The organism is Amycolatopsis sp. WAC 01375 (genome assembly GCF_003947325.1).
Taxonomy (GTDB): Bacteria; Actinomycetota; Actinomycetes; order Mycobacteriales; family Pseudonocardiaceae; genus Amycolatopsis.
On record NZ_QHHW01000024.1, the window covers coordinates 370,603 to 390,895 of the forward strand.

15 protein-coding genes are annotated in these 20,293 nt (G+C 69.2%); 5 read left to right on the forward strand and 10 right to left on the reverse strand.

The window, feature by feature from the left end; translation table 11 throughout:
* Positions 1–84 precede the first annotated feature (84 nt).
* Positions 85–882, reverse strand: coding sequence for an adenylate/guanylate cyclase domain-containing protein (locus DL991_RS13760; RefSeq protein ID WP_125784610.1), 798 nt, complete (start codon positions 880–882; stop codon positions 85–87).
* Positions 883–1,110: 228 nt separating this feature from the next.
* On the opposite strand from DL991_RS13760, the gene DL991_RS13765 reads away from it, so the two are divergent.
* Both DL991_RS13765 and DL991_RS13770 read left to right on the forward strand, forming a co-directional pair.
* The gene (locus tag DL991_RS13765) at positions 1,111–1,707 is read left to right on the forward strand and encodes a DUF6801 domain-containing protein (RefSeq protein ID WP_125784612.1); all 597 of its coding nucleotides are present in this window, start codon (positions 1,111–1,113) and stop codon (positions 1,705–1,707) included.
* An 82-nt stretch (positions 1,708–1,789) separates the two neighbouring features.
* A complete protein-coding gene (locus DL991_RS13770; RefSeq protein ID WP_233598835.1) occupies positions 1,790–2,605 on the forward strand; it encodes a hydrolase in 816 nt (271 codons plus the stop codon).
* On the opposite strand, the gene DL991_RS13775 is transcribed toward DL991_RS13770, so the two are convergent.
* The 7 genes from DL991_RS13775 to DL991_RS13805 all read right to left on the reverse strand — a co-directional run bounded on the left by DL991_RS13775 (position 2,598) and on the right by DL991_RS13805 (position 12,418).
* Positions 2,598–3,911: an MFS transporter gene (locus DL991_RS13775; protein ID WP_125784614.1), complete on the reverse strand. Its 1,314-nt coding sequence runs from the start codon at positions 3,909–3,911 to the stop codon at positions 2,598–2,600. The two genes, DL991_RS13770 and DL991_RS13775, sit on opposite strands and share 8 nt — an antisense overlap.
* Before the next feature lie 21 nt (positions 3,912–3,932).
* Positions 3,933–4,778, reverse strand: coding sequence for a DUF3592 domain-containing protein (locus DL991_RS13780; protein WP_125784616.1), 846 nt, complete (start codon positions 4,776–4,778; stop codon positions 3,933–3,935).
* 183 nt (positions 4,779–4,961) lie between these two features.
* Positions 4,962–5,489: a hypothetical protein gene (locus DL991_RS13785; RefSeq protein WP_125784618.1), complete on the reverse strand. Its 528-nt coding sequence runs from the start codon at positions 5,487–5,489 to the stop codon at positions 4,962–4,964.
* Positions 5,490–5,547: 58 nt separating this feature from the next.
* Positions 5,548–8,589: a hypothetical protein gene (locus DL991_RS13790; protein ID WP_233598837.1), complete on the reverse strand. Its 3,042-nt coding sequence runs from the start codon at positions 8,587–8,589 to the stop codon at positions 5,548–5,550.
* On the reverse strand, positions 8,576–9,628 hold the full coding sequence (locus tag DL991_RS13795; RefSeq protein WP_125784620.1) for a hypothetical protein: 1,053 nt from the start codon (positions 9,626–9,628) through the stop codon (positions 8,576–8,578). Before DL991_RS13795 ends, DL991_RS13790 begins: the two co-directional genes overlap by 14 nt.
* Complete coding sequence (locus DL991_RS13800; RefSeq protein WP_125784622.1) at positions 9,625–10,938, reverse strand: hypothetical protein; 1,314 nt, start codon at positions 10,936–10,938, stop codon at positions 9,625–9,627. The genes DL991_RS13795 and DL991_RS13800 overlap by 4 nt, the downstream gene beginning before the upstream one ends.
* A 73-nt stretch (positions 10,939–11,011) precedes the next feature.
* Positions 11,012–12,418, reverse strand: coding sequence for an FAD-dependent monooxygenase (locus DL991_RS13805; protein ID WP_125784624.1), 1,407 nt, complete (start codon positions 12,416–12,418; stop codon positions 11,012–11,014).
* A gap of 105 nt (positions 12,419–12,523) precedes the next feature.
* Here DL991_RS13805 and DL991_RS13810 point away from each other — a divergent pair, with 105 nt between their 5' ends.
* The gene (locus DL991_RS13810; RefSeq protein ID WP_125784626.1) at positions 12,524–12,940 is read left to right on the forward strand and encodes a helix-turn-helix domain-containing protein; all 417 of its coding nucleotides are present in this window, start codon (positions 12,524–12,526) and stop codon (positions 12,938–12,940) included.
* Positions 12,941–12,960: 20 nt separating this feature from the next.
* Here the strand turns inward: DL991_RS13810 and DL991_RS13815 are convergent, their stop codons facing one another.
* Positions 12,961–13,653: a DsbA family protein gene (locus tag DL991_RS13815; protein ID WP_233598839.1), complete on the reverse strand. Its 693-nt coding sequence runs from the start codon at positions 13,651–13,653 to the stop codon at positions 12,961–12,963.
* 200 nt (positions 13,654–13,853) lie between these two features.
* Here DL991_RS13815 and DL991_RS13820 point away from each other — a divergent pair, with 200 nt between their 5' ends.
* Entirely contained in the window at positions 13,854–16,838 is a 2,985-nt protein-coding gene (locus DL991_RS13820) for a family 16 glycoside hydrolase (RefSeq protein WP_125784630.1), read from the forward strand.
* 75 nt (positions 16,839–16,913) lie between these two features.
* Here the strand turns inward: DL991_RS13820 and DL991_RS13825 are convergent, their stop codons facing one another.
* Positions 16,914–18,707 carry a carboxypeptidase-like regulatory domain-containing protein gene (locus tag DL991_RS13825; RefSeq protein ID WP_125784633.1) on the reverse strand — a complete coding sequence of 598 codons (1,794 nt, stop codon included), beginning with the start codon at positions 18,705–18,707 and terminating at the stop codon, positions 16,914–16,916.
* Positions 18,708–18,875: 168 nt separating this feature from the next.
* Here DL991_RS13825 and DL991_RS13830 point away from each other — a divergent pair, with 168 nt between their 5' ends.
* A complete protein-coding gene (locus tag DL991_RS13830; protein ID WP_125784635.1) occupies positions 18,876–20,291 on the forward strand; it encodes an MFS transporter in 1,416 nt (471 codons plus the stop codon).
* The last annotated feature ends 2 nt before the right edge of the window (positions 20,292–20,293 follow it).

The window sequence follows — 20,293 nt, forward strand, 5'->3', positions numbered from 1 at the left end:
CTTGCGCCTGTCGCAGTGAAGGGGTCCTTCATGTACTTGGCCGCTGTGACCGCTGGTGCACCTGAGCCTTTCTCCTCTTGCCACTTACGAGGAGTAGCGAGGCACGACGCGGTAGACACGGAGGTCCTTCGGAGTCCCCTTGGCGCGGAAACTCCGGCGCGGGCGCACGATCACCGCGCCGGGGTCCAGCTCGTCGACGACACTTCCGCTTGCCAGCACCTCGTCGCCGTCGGCGGCGGCCATGATGCGGGCGGCGATGTTCACGTCGACGCCGAGGTAGTCGTTGCCGACGCGGCTCGGGTTGCCGCGATGAAGCCCCGCGCGCAGATGGGGCAGATAGCCCTCGGCCTTGATCACGCTGACGGCGGAGCACGTCTCGTACGCGGCTTTCACCGCCTCGCCCGGGTCGGCGAACACGGCCATCACGCCGTCGCCGAGCCCTTTCACGACGCTGCCGCGGTGCCCGGTGACGACCGATTCGGTCACCTCGGCGACCGAACGCAGCAACTCCAGCACGCGCTCGTCACCCGCCTGCAACGCCCAGGTCGAGAAGCCGACCAGGTCGGTGAACAGCACCGTGATCCCGTCCGCCGACATCGGCGGCGCCCCGGTCCGGCGGACGGCCTGCCAGGCCTGCACGGCGGCAAGTCCCAGCTCACGGGTGGCGCTGGGCCGGTCCGCGCCCGCCTCGGCGAGCAGGCGGGCCAGCCGGTCGGACGAACGGCCCGTCGACGGCGCCAGCGGGTCGCCGGGCGTGCCGTCCCCCGGGACGAGCCTGCGGAGGAACCGCGCCCCGCGCACCAGTTCGCCGCGCTGGTCCGTCGCGCGCAGGAACCTGCGGGTCCGGCGATGCCACGGCTCGGGTCGTTCGGTCACGATCAAGACCTTAGTCCGCGCACGGTAGGTCCGGAGCACCTGTCACCGGGATGACAAGAATGCGGCGCGCATTTCCCCTTTCCGCCTTCGCATGACAACTCACGAACACGCTATTCCACATAGGCGTGACAAGATCGACACGTAAAGAAAACGCGAGAGATCTTTTCCTTTCCTCGTTGGTGACTTTCCACCTAGATTCGGCGTCGATCCCATTCAACGACGAAAGGACCTGACATGACGGAAACCCTCGTACGGAAGGGTGTTCGGCGGTTCTGCGCGGCCGGGATCGCGGCCGCGGTCGCCGGTACGGTCATGTTCGCCGCGGCGGGAACCGCTGCCGCCGTCGAAAAGAATCTCACGTACAAGGGCGGCTTCCCCATCATCGGCGACCAGAAGGTGGCGGTGGTCGTGAAGGCGGAAATCCCGGCGGCGGCGAAGGCCGGAGAGCCGGTTTCGGTGCCGTTCACCCTCGACGTCGACGCCGGCCAGGCCGCGGGCGACGGGCTCCGGCTCGTCGGTGCCAAGAAGCTCTCCGGCACGATCAGCTCGAAGGTGAACATCGCGCTCGGCGAGCAGAAGATCGCGATCCCCATCGAACTGCCGATCCCCGACACCGAGGTGCCCGCCGAAGGACCGCTGAAGTTCACCGCGGAGGGCAAGGTCGACTTCACCATCCCCGCTGGCACCCCAGCCGGTGAGGCGACCAGCAGCGTGGACGCCGCGGCGACCTCGCATATCGTCACCGACAGCTCCCTCGGCGAGTTCGACGTCCAGCTCGCGCTCGACCCGCCCGACCAGGACACCGTCCTCGGCAAGACGACCGTCAGCTGAACCCCCGTCTTCCCCCGGCTCGACGAGCCGGGGGAAGACGGGTCTTGACCTCCAGCGCACTGGAGGTCGCAAGCTGTCGATCATGTGGATTTGCGACAGGTGCGGTATCGAACATCCCGCCACTCCCGAACCTCCCCGGTGCGTTCTCGACCGCGGCGAGGTCGGCATCGAGGAAGCAGGCGACCTCGGCGCGCACACCGGACGCTGGTGGACGCACGAAGAACTGATCTCCGCGCCGCACAAGACCTTGCACCGCGATCACGGCCGCGGCCTGCACAGCATCAAACGGGAACCGAACTTCGCGATCGGCCATTGGTCGTTCATCGCGGTGACCGCGGCAGGCACCATGCTCTGGGATCCGCCGTCCTGGTTGGACACCGAGGTGCTCGACGTCGTGCGCGGCCTCGGCGACGTCTCCGTGATCGCCACCAGCCATCCGCACATGTTCGGCGCCCAGCTCGGCTGGAGCCGCGCGCTCGGCGGGGTTCCGGTGCTCGTCAACGAACGCAACCGCGAATGGCTGCCCGCCCCCGATCCGGCGTTCGAGTTCTGGGACGAGTACGCGGAACCCTTGCCGGGCCTCGAACTCGTGCGGCTGGGCGGGCATATGCGCGGCAGCGCCGTGGCCAGGACGCCGGACGGCAGCATCCTGGCCGGGGACACGATCACGGGCGGGCTCGCGCCGGACTGGGTGTCGTTCCAGCGCAACTTCCCCAAGCACATCCCGCTTTCGGGCGCCGTGGTCCGCCGCATCGTCGACCGGCTCGACGACTTCGCCTACGACCGGCTCTACACCCTCGGCGGCGACACCATCGATCGTGACGCCAAGGCTGTGGTTCGCCGAAGCGCCGAAACCCACATCCGGTGGGTGAACGGCGACTTCGACCATCTCACTTGATCGCGTTCTTTTCCTTGTTGCGGAAGGTCAACGCGATGGCCCCCGCCATCGCCATGAAGAACGCGACGGCCCACATCCCGGCGCGGAAGCTTCCGGTCACCCCCTGCAACCAGCCGGTGAGGTAGGGACCGACGAAGCCGGACAAGTTACCGAAGGAGTTGATCAAGCCGATCCCGGCGGCGGCACCGACTCCGGTCAGGAAGGCGTTGGGCAGCTGCCAGAACACCGGGATCGCGGTGAACACGCCGATCGCACAGAGGGTCACCGCGATCATCACCAGCAGTGGTGAACCCAGGTACAGCGCGACGGCGATCGAGACCGCGCCGACGAACGCGGCGATGGCGACGTGCCCCGCCCGTTCGCCGGTGCGGTCCGAATGGCGTGCCCACAGCACCATGGCCACGGCGGCCACCGCGTACGGGATCGCCGTGATGAGCCCGATCTCCACGATGCTGTAGTTGGTCTGGAACTGTTGCTGGAAGCCCTTGATCACCTGCGGCAGGAAGAACGCGAGGACGTAGAGGCCGAAGATGATCCCGAAGTAGACGGCGCTCAGCGCGAGCACGCGCGGATCGGTCAGCGCCGATCGGGTGCTCACCTCCTTACCGACCTCGCGGGAGTCTTCCGCGTCGATGGCCGACTGCAACGCCGTGCGCTCCCCCGGGGAGAGCCACTTCGCGTCCTTCGGTTTGCTCGGCAGCAGGAAGAACACCGCCACCCCGAGCAGGATCGAAGGCACCCCTTCGGCGAAGAACATGAAGCGCCAGCCGGCGTCGAAGCCGAGGACGCCGTCGCCGTGCTTGATGAGCAGAGACGAAACCGGGCTCCCGATGACCGACGACAGCGGCACCGCGAGGAAGAACAGCGCGACGATCTTGGCTCGCTGCTTACGCGGGAACCAATAGGTCAGGTACAGGATGATGCCGGGGAAGAACCCGGCCTCGGCGATCCCGAGCAGCACGCGGACGATGTAGAAGCTGACCTCGCCCTGGATGAACGCGGTGGCCGAGGCGACGATGCCCCAGGTGACCATGATCCGCGCGATCCAGATCCGGGCGCCGACCTTGTGCAGGATGACGTTGCTGGGCACCTCGAAGAAGAAATACCCGACGAAGAACAGGCCCGCGCCGAGCCCGTAGGCGGCCGAGCTGATGCCGAGGTCGGCGTTCATGGTGAGCGCCGCGAACCCGACGTTGACCCGGTCGAGATAGTTGAGCAGATAGAGCAGCCCGAGTAACGGGACCAGCCGGATCATCGCCTTGCGCACCGCTGACGCGGTGGACACCTCTGCCGTCTGTTCGTCCATCCGCGCGAGTGTAGAGGGCGATCAGAACAGCGGAGGCAGGAACGCACCGAAGTTTCCGCCGGCGGCCCGATCGGCCGGATCCGGATCCACCTGGACCGAGTCGGGGTTCAGCGGGTCGTAGGTGACCTTCACCGTCGAACCTCGGGAAGGGGCCCGCATCGGCGAGGTGATCATCGTCGTGATGACGGTCCGCTCGCCGCCGTCCGTGGGGAACCGGACCTGCACGCTGAACCGCGGATTCCCCATCACCCAGACGTTCGTGAACTCGACGCCGAGCACGTGGCCGATCACCTGACGGCCGGTCCGGGCCAGCGCCTGCGCGCGGTCGTCCGCCTCGGCCCTGGTGACGAAAGCCCGCCCCAGCACCATGATCATCACCAGCGCGCTCACCCCGGCCACCGCCGGTACGAGATACGGCTCGTAGTAGACGATCCAGTCCACATCGGTCCAGGGGTCGGACGGCAGCCGCTGCCCCACCGACTCGGGCGGCGTCCAGGACGGGATCGCGACGCCGCTGCCCAGCGCGATGCCGAGGGACGCGGCGAGGCTGCTCGCCCGGAAGCCGACGCCCATCCCGCGCAACGACATCCCGCCGCCCCACAGCATCGCGAACCCGAGCGACGAAGCCACCGTGATCGAGACGCTGAAGAACAGGACGAGCGAGACCGCCGGACCCGCGTCGGGCCCCCACGCGTCGACACGGTTCAGCGACATCAGCCGGAAGCCGTCCAGCAGCCCGAGGGCGCCCGACCAGCCGACGGCCGCCCACGCGAGTGTCGTCGGCACGCCGAGCAACCACAGGCGCGGACCCGGGCGGCGGGCCTGCCGGGGGTCTCCTGGCAGGCCGAACTCGAAGGACCCGAACATCACCGCCGCCTAACTTTCGTGAGTGAACCCGCGACCGCGATCGACGTCGGCAGGGCGCGGTATGGCAAAAAGGTCATGTCGAGCGAGCAAGGCGCCCTGCCACCGCGATTGCGGGGCCTTCGGCCGGGCGGGTTCACGCATATGGTCACTTCTCTGGACCTATCGCAGCTCCGCCTACCAGCGCTAAGAGATCGGCCCGAACACGGCGACCTTCGCCGGGTCGGCGGGGTCGACGCGGGCCTCGTGACGGGTGCCGGGCGCGTACTGCTGGATCGTCGCCAGCGGCGCGATCAGCTGCGACACCGTCCGATAGGTGGCGCCGTCGGCGCGGGTGACTTCGAGCGTCGCGGTGTACTGCGCCTGCCCGGCGATCTTCCGGCCGGTCGGCTCCAGTTCGCGGATCACCAGGGTGGCGGGCTCGCAGGTGTCGTAGAGCCGTCGCAGTTCGGTGCCGTAGGCCTGCAGTTCCTGCTGCTGGCGCAACTGCTCGTCCGTCGGCAGCGCCAGGAACGCCGCCATGTCCGGGTCGGCGTTGAGGTTCCGGAACGCCTGCGCGGCCAGCTGCGGCGTGGGCAGCTGCGGGGTGATGTCGTGCCCCTGCGCGGCGGCGGCCTGCCGGAACTGTTCCGCGTGACGGTGGAAGTCCTGCTCGCCTCGCGCCATGCCCTGCTGCGTCGCGTCGTTGATCTTGTCGCGGATCTTCTTGAACATCGGGTGCCGCCTTTCGCCGTGTCGTTCGTGCTGGACACAGCTTCGGCGGACCGGCCTGCTACCGAACCCAGGTTTTCCCGTCGTCGGTCGCGTCGAGGCAGGTCAGCGGCGCCCAGAAGACCGGCGAGCCCGCCGGTTCGGGCTTCTCGCGCCAGCGGGCGAGCCGTGACCGCTGCCAGGCGCACAGTTCGGTGACCGGATCCTCGCCGGCGAGCGCGGCGTCGACGGCGATGACCAGTTCGGACATCGGGTCCGAACCGGGCACGGCGGCCGAAGTCGGCAAGGCCCAGACCGTGGCGGCGACCAGTCCCGCGCCGGCCGCGACGGCGGCGAGCAGCACACCGAACGGTTCGGCCAGGCCGAAATCGCTCGCGCTGGCGCAGCCGATCAGCGCCACCCTGGCGGGCATACCGTCCAATTCGGACAGTGCGAGGTCGGCGGCGGTGAACGGCCGGTGTGTTCCGATCGGGGTGGCCGTGCCGGGGAGATCGGCCGAACAGGACAGATGGAGCGCGGTCTGCGCGCCGTACTCGTCGTGGACCCGGCTGACGTGTCCCACGAACACCAGCCGCGAACAGGGCCGCGAGAGGAGTTCGGCGAGCAGACGCCGATCGGTGTCGGTGCGGCGGACCAGATCGAGCCCGCGTCCGGCGGCGGGCAGGACCGGGCCTTCGGCGAGCCGCGCGTCCAGATGGCGGATCAGCGGCGACGTCGCGTCCTGCTTGCCGAGCACGGAACCCAGCTCGCCGAACGCACTCTGGCCGGGGATGCGCGGGTCGAGCAGGTAGACGGGCGGGCCGTCGGCGGCGGGCCGACGGCGTGGGATCGCGGCCGGGGCGAGCAGAGAGACGTCGGCGACGTCGAGAACGCGCTCGTCACTGTCGAAACAGCCGCCGATCTCGTCGATCTCGAGCACGTGATCGGCCCGTCTGTCGGGCAGGGCGAGCAGTCCCCACGGGACACCGGCGAGGCTCGGGGAAGGCTGGATCCGCAGGAGCGGGCGGGCTCCGCCGGCGGCGGCACGCCGGAGCCGCTCGACGAGGTCTGCCGGCAGGAGATTGAGGGCGAGGACGCGGGCAAGGCGTTGTTCGCCTTCGAAGCTGCCGAACGCGTCTTCACCGAGCGAGCGACGGACGGCGTCGGCCACGCTCTCGCCTTCGCGTGGTGTGGGGGAAGCGGCGTCCAGGAACTGGCGAGCGGTCGCGACCAGGGCGAATTCGATGGGATGGGTGTGGACGGTGTCGAGGTCCTCGGTGGTCCGCCAGGTGAGGAAGGTGTGGCCGGCGTCGGCGTAGCGCAGCAGGAAAGTCTCGCGTCCGGGCTTCGCGGCAGGCCAGGTCTCGACGGTTTCGGCGACCGGACGGGGAAGTCGATATCGCTCGGCGGCGAGGCGGAGCCACGGGTCCAGCTCCATGGGCGACGACGGCGACCAGCGCAGCGCGGGCGACGGGGCGAGCCGCAGCGGAAGCGACGACGTGACGGAACCCAGTGCCGCCAACGGAAGTCCCTCGGCGATCGGGCCGACTTCGAGGGTGGGCAGCGCGCCGGTGAGGTCCAGCGAACGGCCCTCGACGCCCGTGTACGCCCCGACGGCGCAGGTGCGCTCGATCAGTTCGGCCGCCAACCTAGGCTCCTGGAGCCTGGCCAGCAGCGCCATCAGCATTTCCGTCGCCGGACCGGCGACGTCACGGGCCCAGGCCGTGCGTGCCTGCGGCGAGGTGAACTCGAACCGGTATTCCGCCGCCGCGAGGGCCAGCGGGAGCAGCACATCCAGCACCGAGCGCAGGTCCTCGCCGTGGGCGAAGCCGATCGTGGCCGCCACGAAATCCGTGTGCAGGCGGTCCGACCAGTCCCCCGACGTCCGCGCCGACTCCCGGGCGCGGGTCACGTGCTCCCCCGCCGTCGCCCAGTCGCCTCCGGCCATGGCGCAACGGGCCAGCGCCACGTCGAGCCGCCGCAGGCCCGGGACGTCGGCGTTGGCCGTCCAGATCTTTCCCGCGTGCTCGAACTGATCCCTGGCCTGCGCGGCGTCACCCGCCAACAGCAGCAGGGTGCCCAGCGCGTGGCTCGCCTCCGCGACATCGCCGTTCAGGCCGGCGTCCGCGAGTTCGTCACGGGCGGCGACGATCGCGGCGACCGCTCCGGGGAGGTCGCCGCCGAAGGCCCGATCGGCAGCCAGCTCGATGCTCGCCCTGGCGGCCAAGGGACGGCCTTCGTGCTGGGCGCTCAGCCGCAGCAGATCCGCGCGCGCGTCGGCGTCTTCGCCGCCCGCCTGGCGGACGCGGGCACGTTCGGCGCGCGCCATCGCCTGCAGCGCCACCACTTGCTCGCGGACCTCGTCGATCTCCGCGATGGCGTCCAACGCCGTCAGGATCTCCTCGATCGCGGCCCGCGCGCCCGCCATGTCCCCGGCGGCGATCTGGACGCGCACGTCGAAGATCCGCAGTTCCAGCTCGTCCGCGCCGTGCACGTCGAGAAGCTCGGGCGGGTACTGTTCCGGGCCCTCTTCCTTGCGCAGCGCCGCCCGGCGCCGTTGCCCGGCGATCAGCTCACGCGCCTTGACGACGTCCCCTTCCTCCGTGCTCAAGGAGATGAGCACGCGTTCGGCGACCTCCCGGGAGCCTTCGATCATCCGGATCTCGGCGTACTGTCCGAAGTGGACGATGGCGGCGGTGCTCACCCTGAACGCTTGAAGCACGGCCTCGGCGCATTGTCTCGCGTTGCGCAGGTCGCCCGCGGAATAGCAGACGGTGGCCAGATCGCTGACCGCGGCGAGGTCCAGATCCGTCCGGTCCAGCCGTTGCGCGATCTCCCGCATCTTCCCGTACGTGCGGTGCGCGCCGGCGACGTCCCGGGTGACGGCGAGCCGTTTGGCCTTGTCCTGGAGTTTGGCCGCGTCGACGAGCAGCTTCCGATACTGGCGTTCGGACAGCGAGCACGCCGGCAGTTCTCCGTACGGTGCCGGATCGAGGCCGAAATGCCGCGCGACACAACGACAGTTGTAACCGTGCGAAGTGGCCGGACTCAGTTCGGGCGGGAGCGGCCGGTCCGGCGGATTCCGGGGCGGTGGCATGCCGACGAGCACGTCAGAACTCCTCATCGGCGGAAGCGGCCGCCGCCCGTTCGGCGAGCGTCCTGGCCTCCGGCGGGCGTGCCCGCACGAGCGCGACCACCTCCGCCCGGTCTTCCACCGTGGTCCCGGCGACGCCCTCGTCCGCCACGCCGACGACGAGGGCGATCTGTCCACTGTCGACAGCCGCGAGCCTGGTCGCGTTCTCGCCCAGATCCGCCGTGCCGGAGAACCGCCCGGCGCCCAGCTCCAGCGGCACCTCCGCGAACGGCTCGCCCGTGTGACTCGCGAACGCGGTGACGGCCGCGTCGGCGAACGCGCCCGCGACGACGACTTCGAGCCTGGTGGCGGCCGCGGCGGCGACGATCCGCCAGGTCACCGTGTCCTCGCCGGCGTCCAGGATCCCGGACGGCACCCGGGCCCAGTCGACGCTCGCGCGTCCGCTCGCCAGCACCCCTTCGCCGGGTGCGAGCGGATCGAGTCCCGCGGCCAGCGCGTACGCACGTTGGCCGGGCGTCACCGTTTCCAGCCGCGCCGACATTTCCGCCGCGGCCTCGGCGCGCACGACGTCGTCCTCGTCGTCGAACCAGGCGGCGAGCCGGGCGCACAGTCCCCGGACCTCCTCCGCGACCGGCGGGGCCGCCGCCAGGAGGGCGCCGTCCACGATCGCCGCGTCGAACAGTTCGGCCGGGGAAGCTTCGAACCCGCCGAGAAGACCTTCGGCCAGACTCTCGACGTCGGCCGTCGCGACCGCCGTTTCGAGATCCAGCAACGCCGGGTCCAGCGAAGGAATCCCGAGCGACGGGCCGGCGGGCCACCAGCGACGGAGCCACAGCAGCAAGGCGAGCCTGCCGAGTTCCGGGACGGCGGCGACTTCCGCTTGGCCTCGGCCGAGTGCGGCGAGAGTGGCCTCCGCGCCGACGAGCCGGGTCAGCCACAGTTCGGCCGCCCCGGCGTCGGTGAGTTCGATGTGCATCGTGGCGGTCCGGCCGGCGAGGAGATCCGCCAGGGCGAAGCGGATGAGCGCTCCGTCGGCCGCGATGACGGGTGTGTGCACCGGATGCGTCACGACACGGCCTCCAGATCCGGCAGACGCGCCATGAGCGCGCGCCGCACCTTCGTCCGCAGATCCAGCGAGGTGGAACGGACCGCGCCGGTAACAAGGTCGCGTACGTCGGCGGCATCGGCGGGCAGGTCACCGCGGACGTCGAAACCGTGCAGCCGGACCCACAGCCTGCCGAGGAAGTGTTTGGCGAACTCGCGAAGATCGTGCAGGAGTTCGGCGTCGGGCCGCGGAGTGAGCGGCGTGGCACCGGCCAGGGCTCGACGAGCGTGCAGGACGTAACCCTCCCGGGCGACTTGCGCGTTGAGCTGCCGCGCGAATTCGGGAACACCGGCGGGAGCCGCGCCGTCGAGTGGCCGCAACGCGGGCGCGAGGACCACACCGAGCGCGAAACACGCGGCCAGCGCGGGAAGACCGAGCCCGAATCCGGCGGCGACCCTGGTGAGTTCGTCGTCGACGAGGTCTTCGACGGAAGCCCGCTCGTCCGGCGGAATACGGCGCAGGGTCGCGCGTACCCGCCGTTCGACACTGCGCTCCAGGAGTTCGGTGCCGGTTTCGTCGCTCCGGCTCAGCGGCGGGACGGCGGTGCGATCCCCGCGCTGCAGACCGAGATCCGGTGCGCGCAGCCCTGAAATCCCTTGGACGACTTCGCTCAAGCCGCGGGCTCCGCCCGGCTGCCGCAGCATCAGCCCGAGAGCGTGCCCGGCGGCCGAATCGGTGAGAGCACGCCAAGCGGAGTCCGAAAGCCCGTCGACGAACGCCCGGAGCGCGGCGATGTCCTGCGGTACGGCGGTTTCGGCGTGCCAGCGGCGCCGAAGTTCCGCGGTCAGCCCGGCCGAGTGCCGCGGATCCGCGAGGTACGCGGTGAGCTGATCGACGCCCACCGCGCTGCCCTCACCGTGCAGGTCCCGCAACGCCGCCGCGGCCGTCTCCCCCGCGTCCGGCCCCGGTGACCCGAACCCCGTCGCCAATTCGTACGCCAGCGGGAAGCACACGTCCTGGACGTTGCCCGCCGTGATGCGCAGGGCGCGGCGCTGCCGCTTGAGGTGGGTGAACCACGCGGCCGTCGCGCGCAGCCTGTCCGCGTCGGCCAGCAGCGTTTCCGTCAACTCGGCCGCCGTGACCGTGTCCAGCACAGGACGGCCGAGCCGGGGGCGCGCCGCGGTGCGGATCACCAGCGGGTCGATGATCTTCTTGATCGTCCGGGTCAGCGGACCGCCGTCGGCCGACGACAGGACCTCCACACCGGGGATGCTCGCCCATGCCCGCGCGAGGACGGCCGACCGCAGCCGGGACTCGCCCGATCCCGTCGTCACTCGCCCTCCCCACGCTCCGGCCGCAACTCTATCCGAGCCGGGCAGGCTCGCCGTGGGGCTTCCGCCGCTTTCGTCAGGCCAGGTGCAGCTCCGCCATAGCGTCCGCCAACTGCTCAGGAGTGTCCCCCGCGGCCCATACGTGCCCGTCCGGGCGGATCAGCACGGCGGCCGTGGGCCAGGGCAGCTCGGACTCGTAAAGCCGGAGGTCCGCGCTCGTGGCCAGGTCCTTCAACGCCGGGCCGGCTTCCTGGGCCAGCAGCACAGGGCGGCCCTCGCGCAGCAGGTGCAGCTGCTCGCGGGTGGCCGGGAGGCGCCTGCCTGCCAGGGGATGCGTGCCCGGATAGCGCACGTCCAGCGCGGTCAGCGTGTTGGCCAGCGTGGTCGCCACGTCGGGATGAGTACGCAGCAGATCCGCCATGAACCGGCGCAAGGACAGCCCTTCCTCGGTGGTGGCGGTGATCAGGGCGGTCTGGGCCTTGGTGTGTTCGCCCAGGGCCGCACCGACGGGGTGGCGTTCCGGGTGGTAGGTGTCCAGCAGGGCCGGGGCCGCCCGGCCCTGCTGGACCGCGGCGAGCTTCCAGCCAAGATTCATCGCGTCCTGCAGGCCCACGTTCAGCCCGACACCGCCCGCCGGGAAATGCATGTGCGCGGCGTCGCCAGCCAGAAACACCCGGCCCTTGCGGTACTCCGCCGCGAGCCGGGTGGCGTTGCCGAAGCGGGACAGCCACACCGGGGAGTGCATGCCGAAGTCCGTGCCCGCGATCCGTTTCGTCGTCTCCCGCAGGGATTCGAGGGTCAGGGTGGGCGCGGACGGGGCGTACCCGGTGACGCGGCAGCGCCCGTCGGGCATCGGGGCCACGATCAGCGCGCCGTGTTCGTTGTGCCAGAAACCCGGCCGCTCGGGCGGGTCGGCCAGCTCGACGTCGCCGAGGAAGCCGAAGACGGTCGAGTCGGTGCCGGGGAAGTCGATGCCCGCCGCCTGGCGCACGGAGCTGCCCGCGCCGTCCGCACCGACCACGTGGCCCGCGGTGATCTCGTAGTCGCCGTCCGGACCGCTGACCCGCAACGTCACGCCCTGGTCGTCCTGGCTCAGCCCGGACACCCGGTGCCCGCGCCGGATCACCACCCCGAGTGCCATGGCGTGCTGTTCGAGCAGTTCTTCGGTGCGCAGCTGCGGGTGCGCGAGCATGAACGGGAACGGCGTGGCCAGCCCGCGGAAGTCCAGGCGGGCGGGCAGCATGCCGAAATGCCCGTCCGGCACGGGCAGCCCGCCGTCGAGGAAGGCCTCTTCCTGCCCGCGCATCGCCAGTACCTCGATGGTGCGGGGGTGGATGGCCAGCGCCTTCGAGTGCGGGCTGCGCTGCTCGGCCCGCTCCAGGACCAGCGGTCGCCCGCCGCCCAGGGCCAGCTCCGCCGCCGTCCACAGCCCGACCGGACCCGCGCCGACCACGATGGTGTCGTATGCGTTCAAGGTGATCATTTCCCTCGGATCGAATGGACATTTCAGAATGGTGTGAGTGCGTGGTCGCCCAGGGGGCACTACATACTGGTAGTGCGGTTGCATCCGGATGATGAGGTGATCGAGATGGCGTCAGCGCGGCAGATCGTCGGTCCGTGCCGGGCATGGCCGGAGGACAGTGCCTTCATCCGCGAGGTGCTCGACCGCATCGGAGACAAGTGGACGGTGCTGACCATCGGCACCCTGCGCGCCGGCTCGCTGCGCTACTCCGCCTTGCAGGCGAGCATCCCCGGGATCTCCCAGCGGATGCTGACCCAGACGCTCAAGCATCTCGAGCGCGACGGCCTCATCACCCGGACCGCGTACGCCGAAGTCCCGCCGCGGGTGGAGTACGACCTGACGGACCTAGGCCGGTCGCTGATCGACGCGGTGACGGCGATGGCCGAGTGGGCCGCCACCCACCACAGCGAGATCGCCGGCAACCGGGCAGCCAGCGAGCTGACCGGAGTCGGCCGGGCGAAGGCCGTGGCCGGCGCTTCGTAACGCCGGGCAAATCGACTTGGTCATGACACGCGCTCACTCGGCACGGGCCCGGCCACCTGCTCCAGCAACCGGGCATAGACGTCGGCCTTCTGTGCGCCTGGAGCGGCCACCCGGCGGCCGAAGACGACGAACGGGACACCGGTCGCGCCCAGCTCCACACCCTCGCGGCGGTCGGCGCGCACACGGTCGGCGTACTCGTCGCCCGTGAGGATCTCGCGTACTCGCCGCCCGTCCAGCCCGGCCGACTCCGCGACGCCTGCCAGAGCGTCCGGGTCGTAGGGAGCGAGGGTGCCCGCGAAGAAGCCGTCCTGTACGTCGGAGAAGAACTCGAACCCGCGGCCTTGATCGTTGGCGTACTGCACCACGCGGTGCAAGCCGAACGTGTTGGTGTTCAAGCGATCCAGAGAGTATTCGAGCCCCTCCTCGCGAGCCATGGCTTGCATCCGGCGCTCCGCCTCGAAGACGTGGGCGGCGGTGCCGCCGTGGGTCCGGATGAAGCTCTCCTCGTTCTTCTCCGGCTCCTGCGGCGCGTCCGGGTCCAGGTCGAAGGATCGCATCAGGATCTCGAACCGTTCCGGGTCCGGACGCCGCGAGATCGCGGCCCGGAGCCGGTGCTTTCCGACGTAACACCAAGGGCAGCCCAGGTCGGCCCACACCTCGATGACGACCCGCGACCCGTCGGATCGTGCCGCCCGCTCGAGCAATTTCCTCACCTCACTAGTAGTGCGTAACCCCATCATGGGTGAGTGAGAACGGGCTTACAAAAGGCACTTTCAAGTGCGTGTGCCTCCCGAGGAGACCGTTCGGCCTAACTTTCGTCCGTTCTGTACATACTTTCGTTGACTTCGACCGAAAGTCCTCTTAGGTTCAGCGTCGTCACAGAGGTGCTCCGCCGCCGACCCGAGGAGCGACGATGCTTCCGTCTGTCCGCAAGCGCTTCAACCGGTCCATCGTCGCTTCCTTGGCGCTGGTCACGGCAGTGTCCGGGCTGGTGACAGCCCCGGCCGAAGCGGCCATCCCACCCCAGCAACCGGGAGTCACGCTCCGCACGTACGACCTCCAGCGCGAGATCACCAAGCTCTGCACGATCAAATCCGGCCAGACGCCGAACGTCGACAAGCTGATGCCGACGATCGACTGGACCACCACGGCCGACTTCGGGCTCGGTGAACAGTTCGTCTCCGAGGTCATCGGCAACATCAACATCGCTTCCGCCGGTCAGTACGAATTCCGGCTCACGAGCGACGACGGGTCGCGGCTCCGGATCGACGGCCAGACGGTGATCAACCACGACGGTCTGCACGGGGCGACCCCGGCGACCGGCTCGGTCCAACTGGGCACCGGGTACCACGCGCTGCGGATCGACCATTTCGACAACCTCCACGACCAGCAGGTCACCCTCGAATGGCGGCCGCCGGGCGCGGCCGACTTCGCGCTCGTGCCGACTTCGGTGCTCAGCACCGACGCCGACGTCGTCCGGGTGACCGCGCCGGGACGCAAGGAATGCGAGGGCGCCGCGGACTCGCCGGGTGACGGCCTGCCACTCAACGGCGTCCACCCCGGGTTCACGCTGACGAACCTGCGTCCCGACGGTTTCCAGCCGCAGGTCACCGGCATGGACTGGCTGCCGGACGGGCGGCTCGCCATCGCCACCTGGGGCGGATCCGACAAGGTCCTCGGCGAGGTCCACCTGCTGAGCAACGTCAGCGGGAACACCGACCCGAGCAAGGTCCGGACCCAGCGCGTCGCCAGCGGGCTCAAGGAACCCATGGGCGTCAAGTACGTCGACGGCAAGCTGTACGTGTCGGAGAAGACGCGGCTCGTCGAACTGAACGACACCAACGGCGACGGCGTGACCGACGACTACCGTACCGTCGCCACCTGGCCGTTCGGCGGCAACTTCCACGAGTTCGCCTTCGGCCTGCTGTACAAGGACGGCTTCTTCTACGCCAACCTTTCGGTGTCCATCAACTACGGCGGCGCCACGACCGACCCGCAGCCCGCGCCGAACCGCGGCACGACGATCAAGGTCGACAAGGCCACCGGTCAGGTCTCCTACATCGCCGGTGGGCTGCGCACGCCACACGGCATCGGCTGGGGCCCCGAAGGCGACGTGTTCGTCACCGACAACCAGGGCGGCTGGCTGCCGGCGAACAAGCTCGTGCGGGTCAAGCAGGACCGCTTCTTCAACCACTACACCAATCCCTCGGGCCCGTTCGACTCGAAACCGGTGACCGCGCCGGTGTTGTGGTTGCCGCACAACGAGATCGCGAACTCGCCGAGCAACATGGTCATGTTGTCGCAGGGCCCGTTCGCCGGGCAGATGGTGTACGGCGACGTGACCTACGGCGGGCTCCAGCGCGCCTTCCTGGAGAAGGTCAACGGCGAGTACCAGGGCGCCGTTTTCCGCATGACGCAAGGACTGGAGTCGGGCGTCAGCCGGATCAGCCTCGGTCCCGACGGCGCGATCTACACCGGCGGCATCGACGGCGGAGGCAACTGGGGCCAGCCCGGCAAGCTCGCCTACGGCCTGCAGAAGGTGACACCCAACGGCACGAACGCCTTCGACATCAAGGCGATGCGGGCGGTCGCGGGCGGATTCGAGCTCGAGTACACCCAGCCGCTGTCGGCCGAGACCGCGCAGAACCTGGCGGCGAAGTACCAGGCGCAGCAGTGGCGCTACCAGCCCACCCCGGCGTACGGCGGGCCCAAGATCGACGAGACGACGCTGTCCGTCACCTCCGCGAGCCTTTCTGCCGACCGCAAGAAGGTCACGCTGCAGATGGCGGGGCTGAAGGCCGGGCACGTGGTCCACGTGCGGTCGCCGCGTCCGTTCGCCGCGGAGTCCGGTGCGGCGCTGTGGAGCACCGAGGCGTGGTACACGCTCAACTCGCTGGTCGGCGGCACGCCGGCGAGCACGACCTATGAGGCGGAGCGGGCCGCGCTCAGCGGTGGCGCCGGGACGAACACGAACCACGCGGGCTACACGGGCACCGGTTTCGTCGACGGCTACTGGAACCAGGGCGCCGCGACGACGTTCACCGTCAACGCGCCGAAGACGGGTGCCTACAACGCGGCACTGCGCTACTCCAACGGCCCGGATCCGGCTCCCGGCACCAAATCCGTGACCGTCTACGTCAACGGCGCCAAGGTGAAACAGGTCAGGCTCGCCAGTACCGGAAACTGGGACACCTGGAACACCCAGCCGGAAACGCTGAACCTGAAAGCCGGAGCGAACACGATCTCCTATCGCTACGACACGGGCGACGCGGGCAACGTCAACCTCGACAGCCTCACCGTCACCGAATCCCAGCGCATCCAGTTGTTCAAGGGCACCGACCTGGACGCCTGGGAGAAACGCGCGGGCGGCGCCGCGACGTGGCCGGTCTCGGGCGGCGCGATGGAGTCGAACGGCGGGGACATCCGCACGAAACAGCAGTTCGGCGATTTCCGGCTGCACGTGGAGTGGAACGAGCCGAACTATCCGCCCGAGGTCACCGGACAGGCCAGGGGCAACAGCGGGGTCTACCTCCAGGAACGCTACGAACTCCAGGTACTGGAATCGTTCGGGGACACCACGCTCGCCAACAACGAAGCGGGCTCGATCTACTCGAAGCGGGCGCCCGACCGGAACATGGCGACGGCTCCCGGAACCTGGCAGACCTATGACGTCACCTTCCGGGCCGCACGGTTCGACGGTGCCGGGAACAAGACCGACAACGCCCGCGTGACCGTGGTCTGGAACGGTGTCGTGGTCCACAACGACGTGGCGATCGACGGCGGCACGGGCGACAACAACCCGGAGAACGCCGGACCGGGCGCGATCCGCCTCCAGGATCACGGGGATCCCGGTGAGAATCCGCGGTTCCGCAACATCTGGATCGAGCCCATCGGCTAGGACGCCGTTGCGCGTGAAGGCCTCCTTCCCTCGGCGGAGCCGAGGGAAGGAGGCCTTCACGCGCGATCACACCCCTCAGCGGCGGCAGGGGCCGAGGTCCACTCCGCCGGTGGTCAGCCCGGCGGTGACCGGAATCGGTGTGGCGGAAGCGAAATCGGCTGCTTCGCGGTACCAGCATTCGGTATTGGTGTAGTACCTGATCTTGACCTTCTCCGTGGTGAGGCCGTTGACGGTGTACTGCCCGTTCGAGTCCGGCGTGGTCCAGTCGACGATGTCTCCGGTGCGCGCGTTGTAGGTGTACACGTACCCGAAGGTCGGCTTGCCGTCCGAACCGAGGATCCGTCCGGTGACCGAGCCGTTCGGCACGAGCGCGGCGTTCTCGGTCATCGTCGCGCCGGGCCGCACCCGCACCGGACGGGCGGCGAACCGGTCCGCGGCTCCTCCCGACCACTCCCACGCGTAGTCGCCTCGGGACGAGGCGAACTCGAGCGGCCACTTGTACGGTCCGAGGCCCTTGATCGTGTAGGTGCCGTCGTTCCGGCTGCAGTTCACGTCGAAGCGGAAGCCGATCCGGGGATCGACCGCGTACGGGTAGACGCAGACGCCGCCCAGCGCGGCCGCCGTGGCGCGATCGGTTACCTTGCCGGTGATCGTCCCGGCGGGATCCATCTTGATGTCCGGCGTCGTGACCACCTTGCCGAGTTCGGCGGTGACCGTGCGGGCCTGCCCGACGTCACCGGTGCCGCCGTCCGTCCCTGCCCACTGCATGCCGTAACGCTCGTCCAGCGACTTGACCAGCAGCTTGTACGCGCCGGGCTCGATCGGCCCGATCACCAGTTTCCCGCTCTCGTCACTGCAGTGGTACAGATAGTCGGCGTCGAGGACACCGACGACCGGAAGGGCGTAGGTGTCGACGCAGACCCGCGCCAGCGGTGCTTTGGTCTTCGCGTCCCGCACGGTGGTCACGATCGACGCGGCGGGTTTCATCGACGCCCGGATTTCGGTGGTTTCTCCGGGAGCCAGGTGAACACGCTCCCAGCTCACCGGTCGGTAGGAACCATCCGGTCCCCAGACGCTCAGCGTGTAGTAACCGAACGGCGGCATGTCCTCGTAGAGCATGACGCCGTCCGCGCCGGCGCATTTCCGCAGCTGCGGCGGATGCCCTTGTTCGACCTGCGAGCACGCACCCGCGACGGGCGCGCCGGTCTTCTCGTCCGTCGCGACCACTCGGAGCTTCCCGTACGGTGCGATGGCCTCGTCGACGACGGCGACCTGATCATCGGCGACGGCGAAGGTCTCCGCCTCCGGGAAGCTCGCCTTCTGCCGGATCCATTGCGTGCGATCCCCATAGGTGATCGCCATCGTGTAGGTGTCGGCTTTCACGCCGCTGAACGAGTACGTGCCGTCCGCCGCGGTGAGCACCGTCGACCACCACCGCTGGTTCTGGTCGGTGAGGCTCACCGACGCTCCCGCGGCGGGCTTTCCCTGATCGGTGATCTGGCCGCGGACGGTGGCCGTGCCTTGCCGCAACCCGAAGTCCAGTCCGTGCGGCAGGTCCAGCACTTCCGCGGCGAGCGCGCTTCCCTTGTTGTACGCCCAAAGCTCGGCGTATCCGGCGGCGGTCGCGCGTGCCTTGTACTTGCCGGGAACGACGCCGGTGATCTCGTAGCGGCCGTCCGTACCCGCGCACCCCGAGCCCGTCTCTTTCAGGTCGAGATCGAATAGTGTCACGCACGCGCCGGCGATCGGCTCTCCGGAGCCCGCGGCTTTGACCACCCCGGACACGATTCCCTCGTCGGCGACCGCCGGTCCGGTCGTCAGCAGGGCTGCGATCGGTATGGCGGCGGCCAGGAACAGTGCTCTCTTCATCGGAAGCTCCCCTCAGTGTCCGCCAACGATGGCGCCGGGGAGCCGCCGTGTCTGCGTCATCTGACACAGACATCGACCTGCCGGCCCTTGGCAATATCACCCGCCTCAAGATAATCTGCTCAACAGATGATCTGGTTCACAGATTAATACTTCGAGGGGAACCGGCCAATGTTCGAAGATCGCGGTACGAGCGGCCGATCGCAGTGGCACGCACTCGTCGTGCTGTGCCTGGCGTCGCTGATGGTGGTGCTCGACGGCACGATCGTGGTGGTGGCACTGCCGTCCATCCAGACTGATCTCGGCTTCACGCAAACGAATTCGACTTGGATCGTGAACGCCTATCTCGTCCCCTTCGGCGGGCTGCTCCTGTTCTCGGGCAGGCTCGGTGACCTGATCGGTAGGCGTCGGGTGTTCCTGATCGGCTTGAGCGTCTTCACCGTCGCGTCCCTGCTCTGCGGTTCGGCGGGCGACCAGGCGACACTCATCGCCTTCCGCTGTTTGCAGGGCGTCGGCGGAGCACTCACCACGTCGGTCGTGCTCGGCATGATCGTCACGCTCTTCCCCGGTCAACCCGAACAGGGCAAGGCGCTCGGACTCTTCGGTTTCGTGCAGGCGGGCGGGGCATCACTCGGCATGATCCTGGGAGGTGTGCTCACGCAGGGCCTCGGCTGGCACTGGACCATGCTGGTGAACGTGCCGATCGGCCTCGTCGTCGTCCTGGCCACGTTCGCGGCCATCGAACGAGACCGCGGCGCCGGCCTGCGGGCAGGCATCGACGCGTTCGGTGCGGTGCTGGCGACATCCGGCGTGATGCTGCTGGTCTATGTCATCGTCGACAGCGGTCAGCCTGTCCGGCGCTGGCTCCTGCTCGCGCTCGCGGTGTTCCTCCTGACCGGATTCCTCGTTCGCCAGACGAAAGCACCCGTTCCGCTGATGCCACTGGGCCTGTTCCGTTCCCGCGCGGTGACCGGCGGGAATATCGTCATGCTTCTCATGGTGGCCGGCATGATGGGGTTCCAGTTCCTCACCGCCCTTTACCTACAGCGGGTTCTCGCGCTCGACGCACTCACCACCGGATTCGCTTTCCTGCCGACGCCGGTCATGAACGCCCTCGTCGCACTCTGGCTCGGGCCACGGCTGATCGGCCGGTTCGGCACCCGCCCGGTATTGACCACGGGGCTCCTCGTCGCGGCGACAGGGCTGGCGCTGCTGACCAGGGTCCCTGTCGACGGCGCTTACTTCACTGACGTGCTCCCACCGCTTCTCCTGGCCGGAATCGGGATGGGCATCGCGGTACCAGCCGTCATCGGTACCGCGATGTCGGCAGGGTCACCGGAAAACACCGGGGTCGCGTCGGGACTGGTGAACACGACCCTGCAGATCGGTTCCGCGATGGGCACCGCCGTACTGGCGGCGGTCGCCGCTTCCCGCACCGCGTCACCGGCCGAAACCGTCCTGGGGCAGCGGGAAGCCCTCACCTCCGGTTTCAGGCTTGCCTACTCGGGCAGCGCGGCCTTCGTCGTACTGGCCCTTTTCAGCGCGCTCGTCGTCATCCCGGCGCGCGAGGAACTCTCACGTGCGTGAAC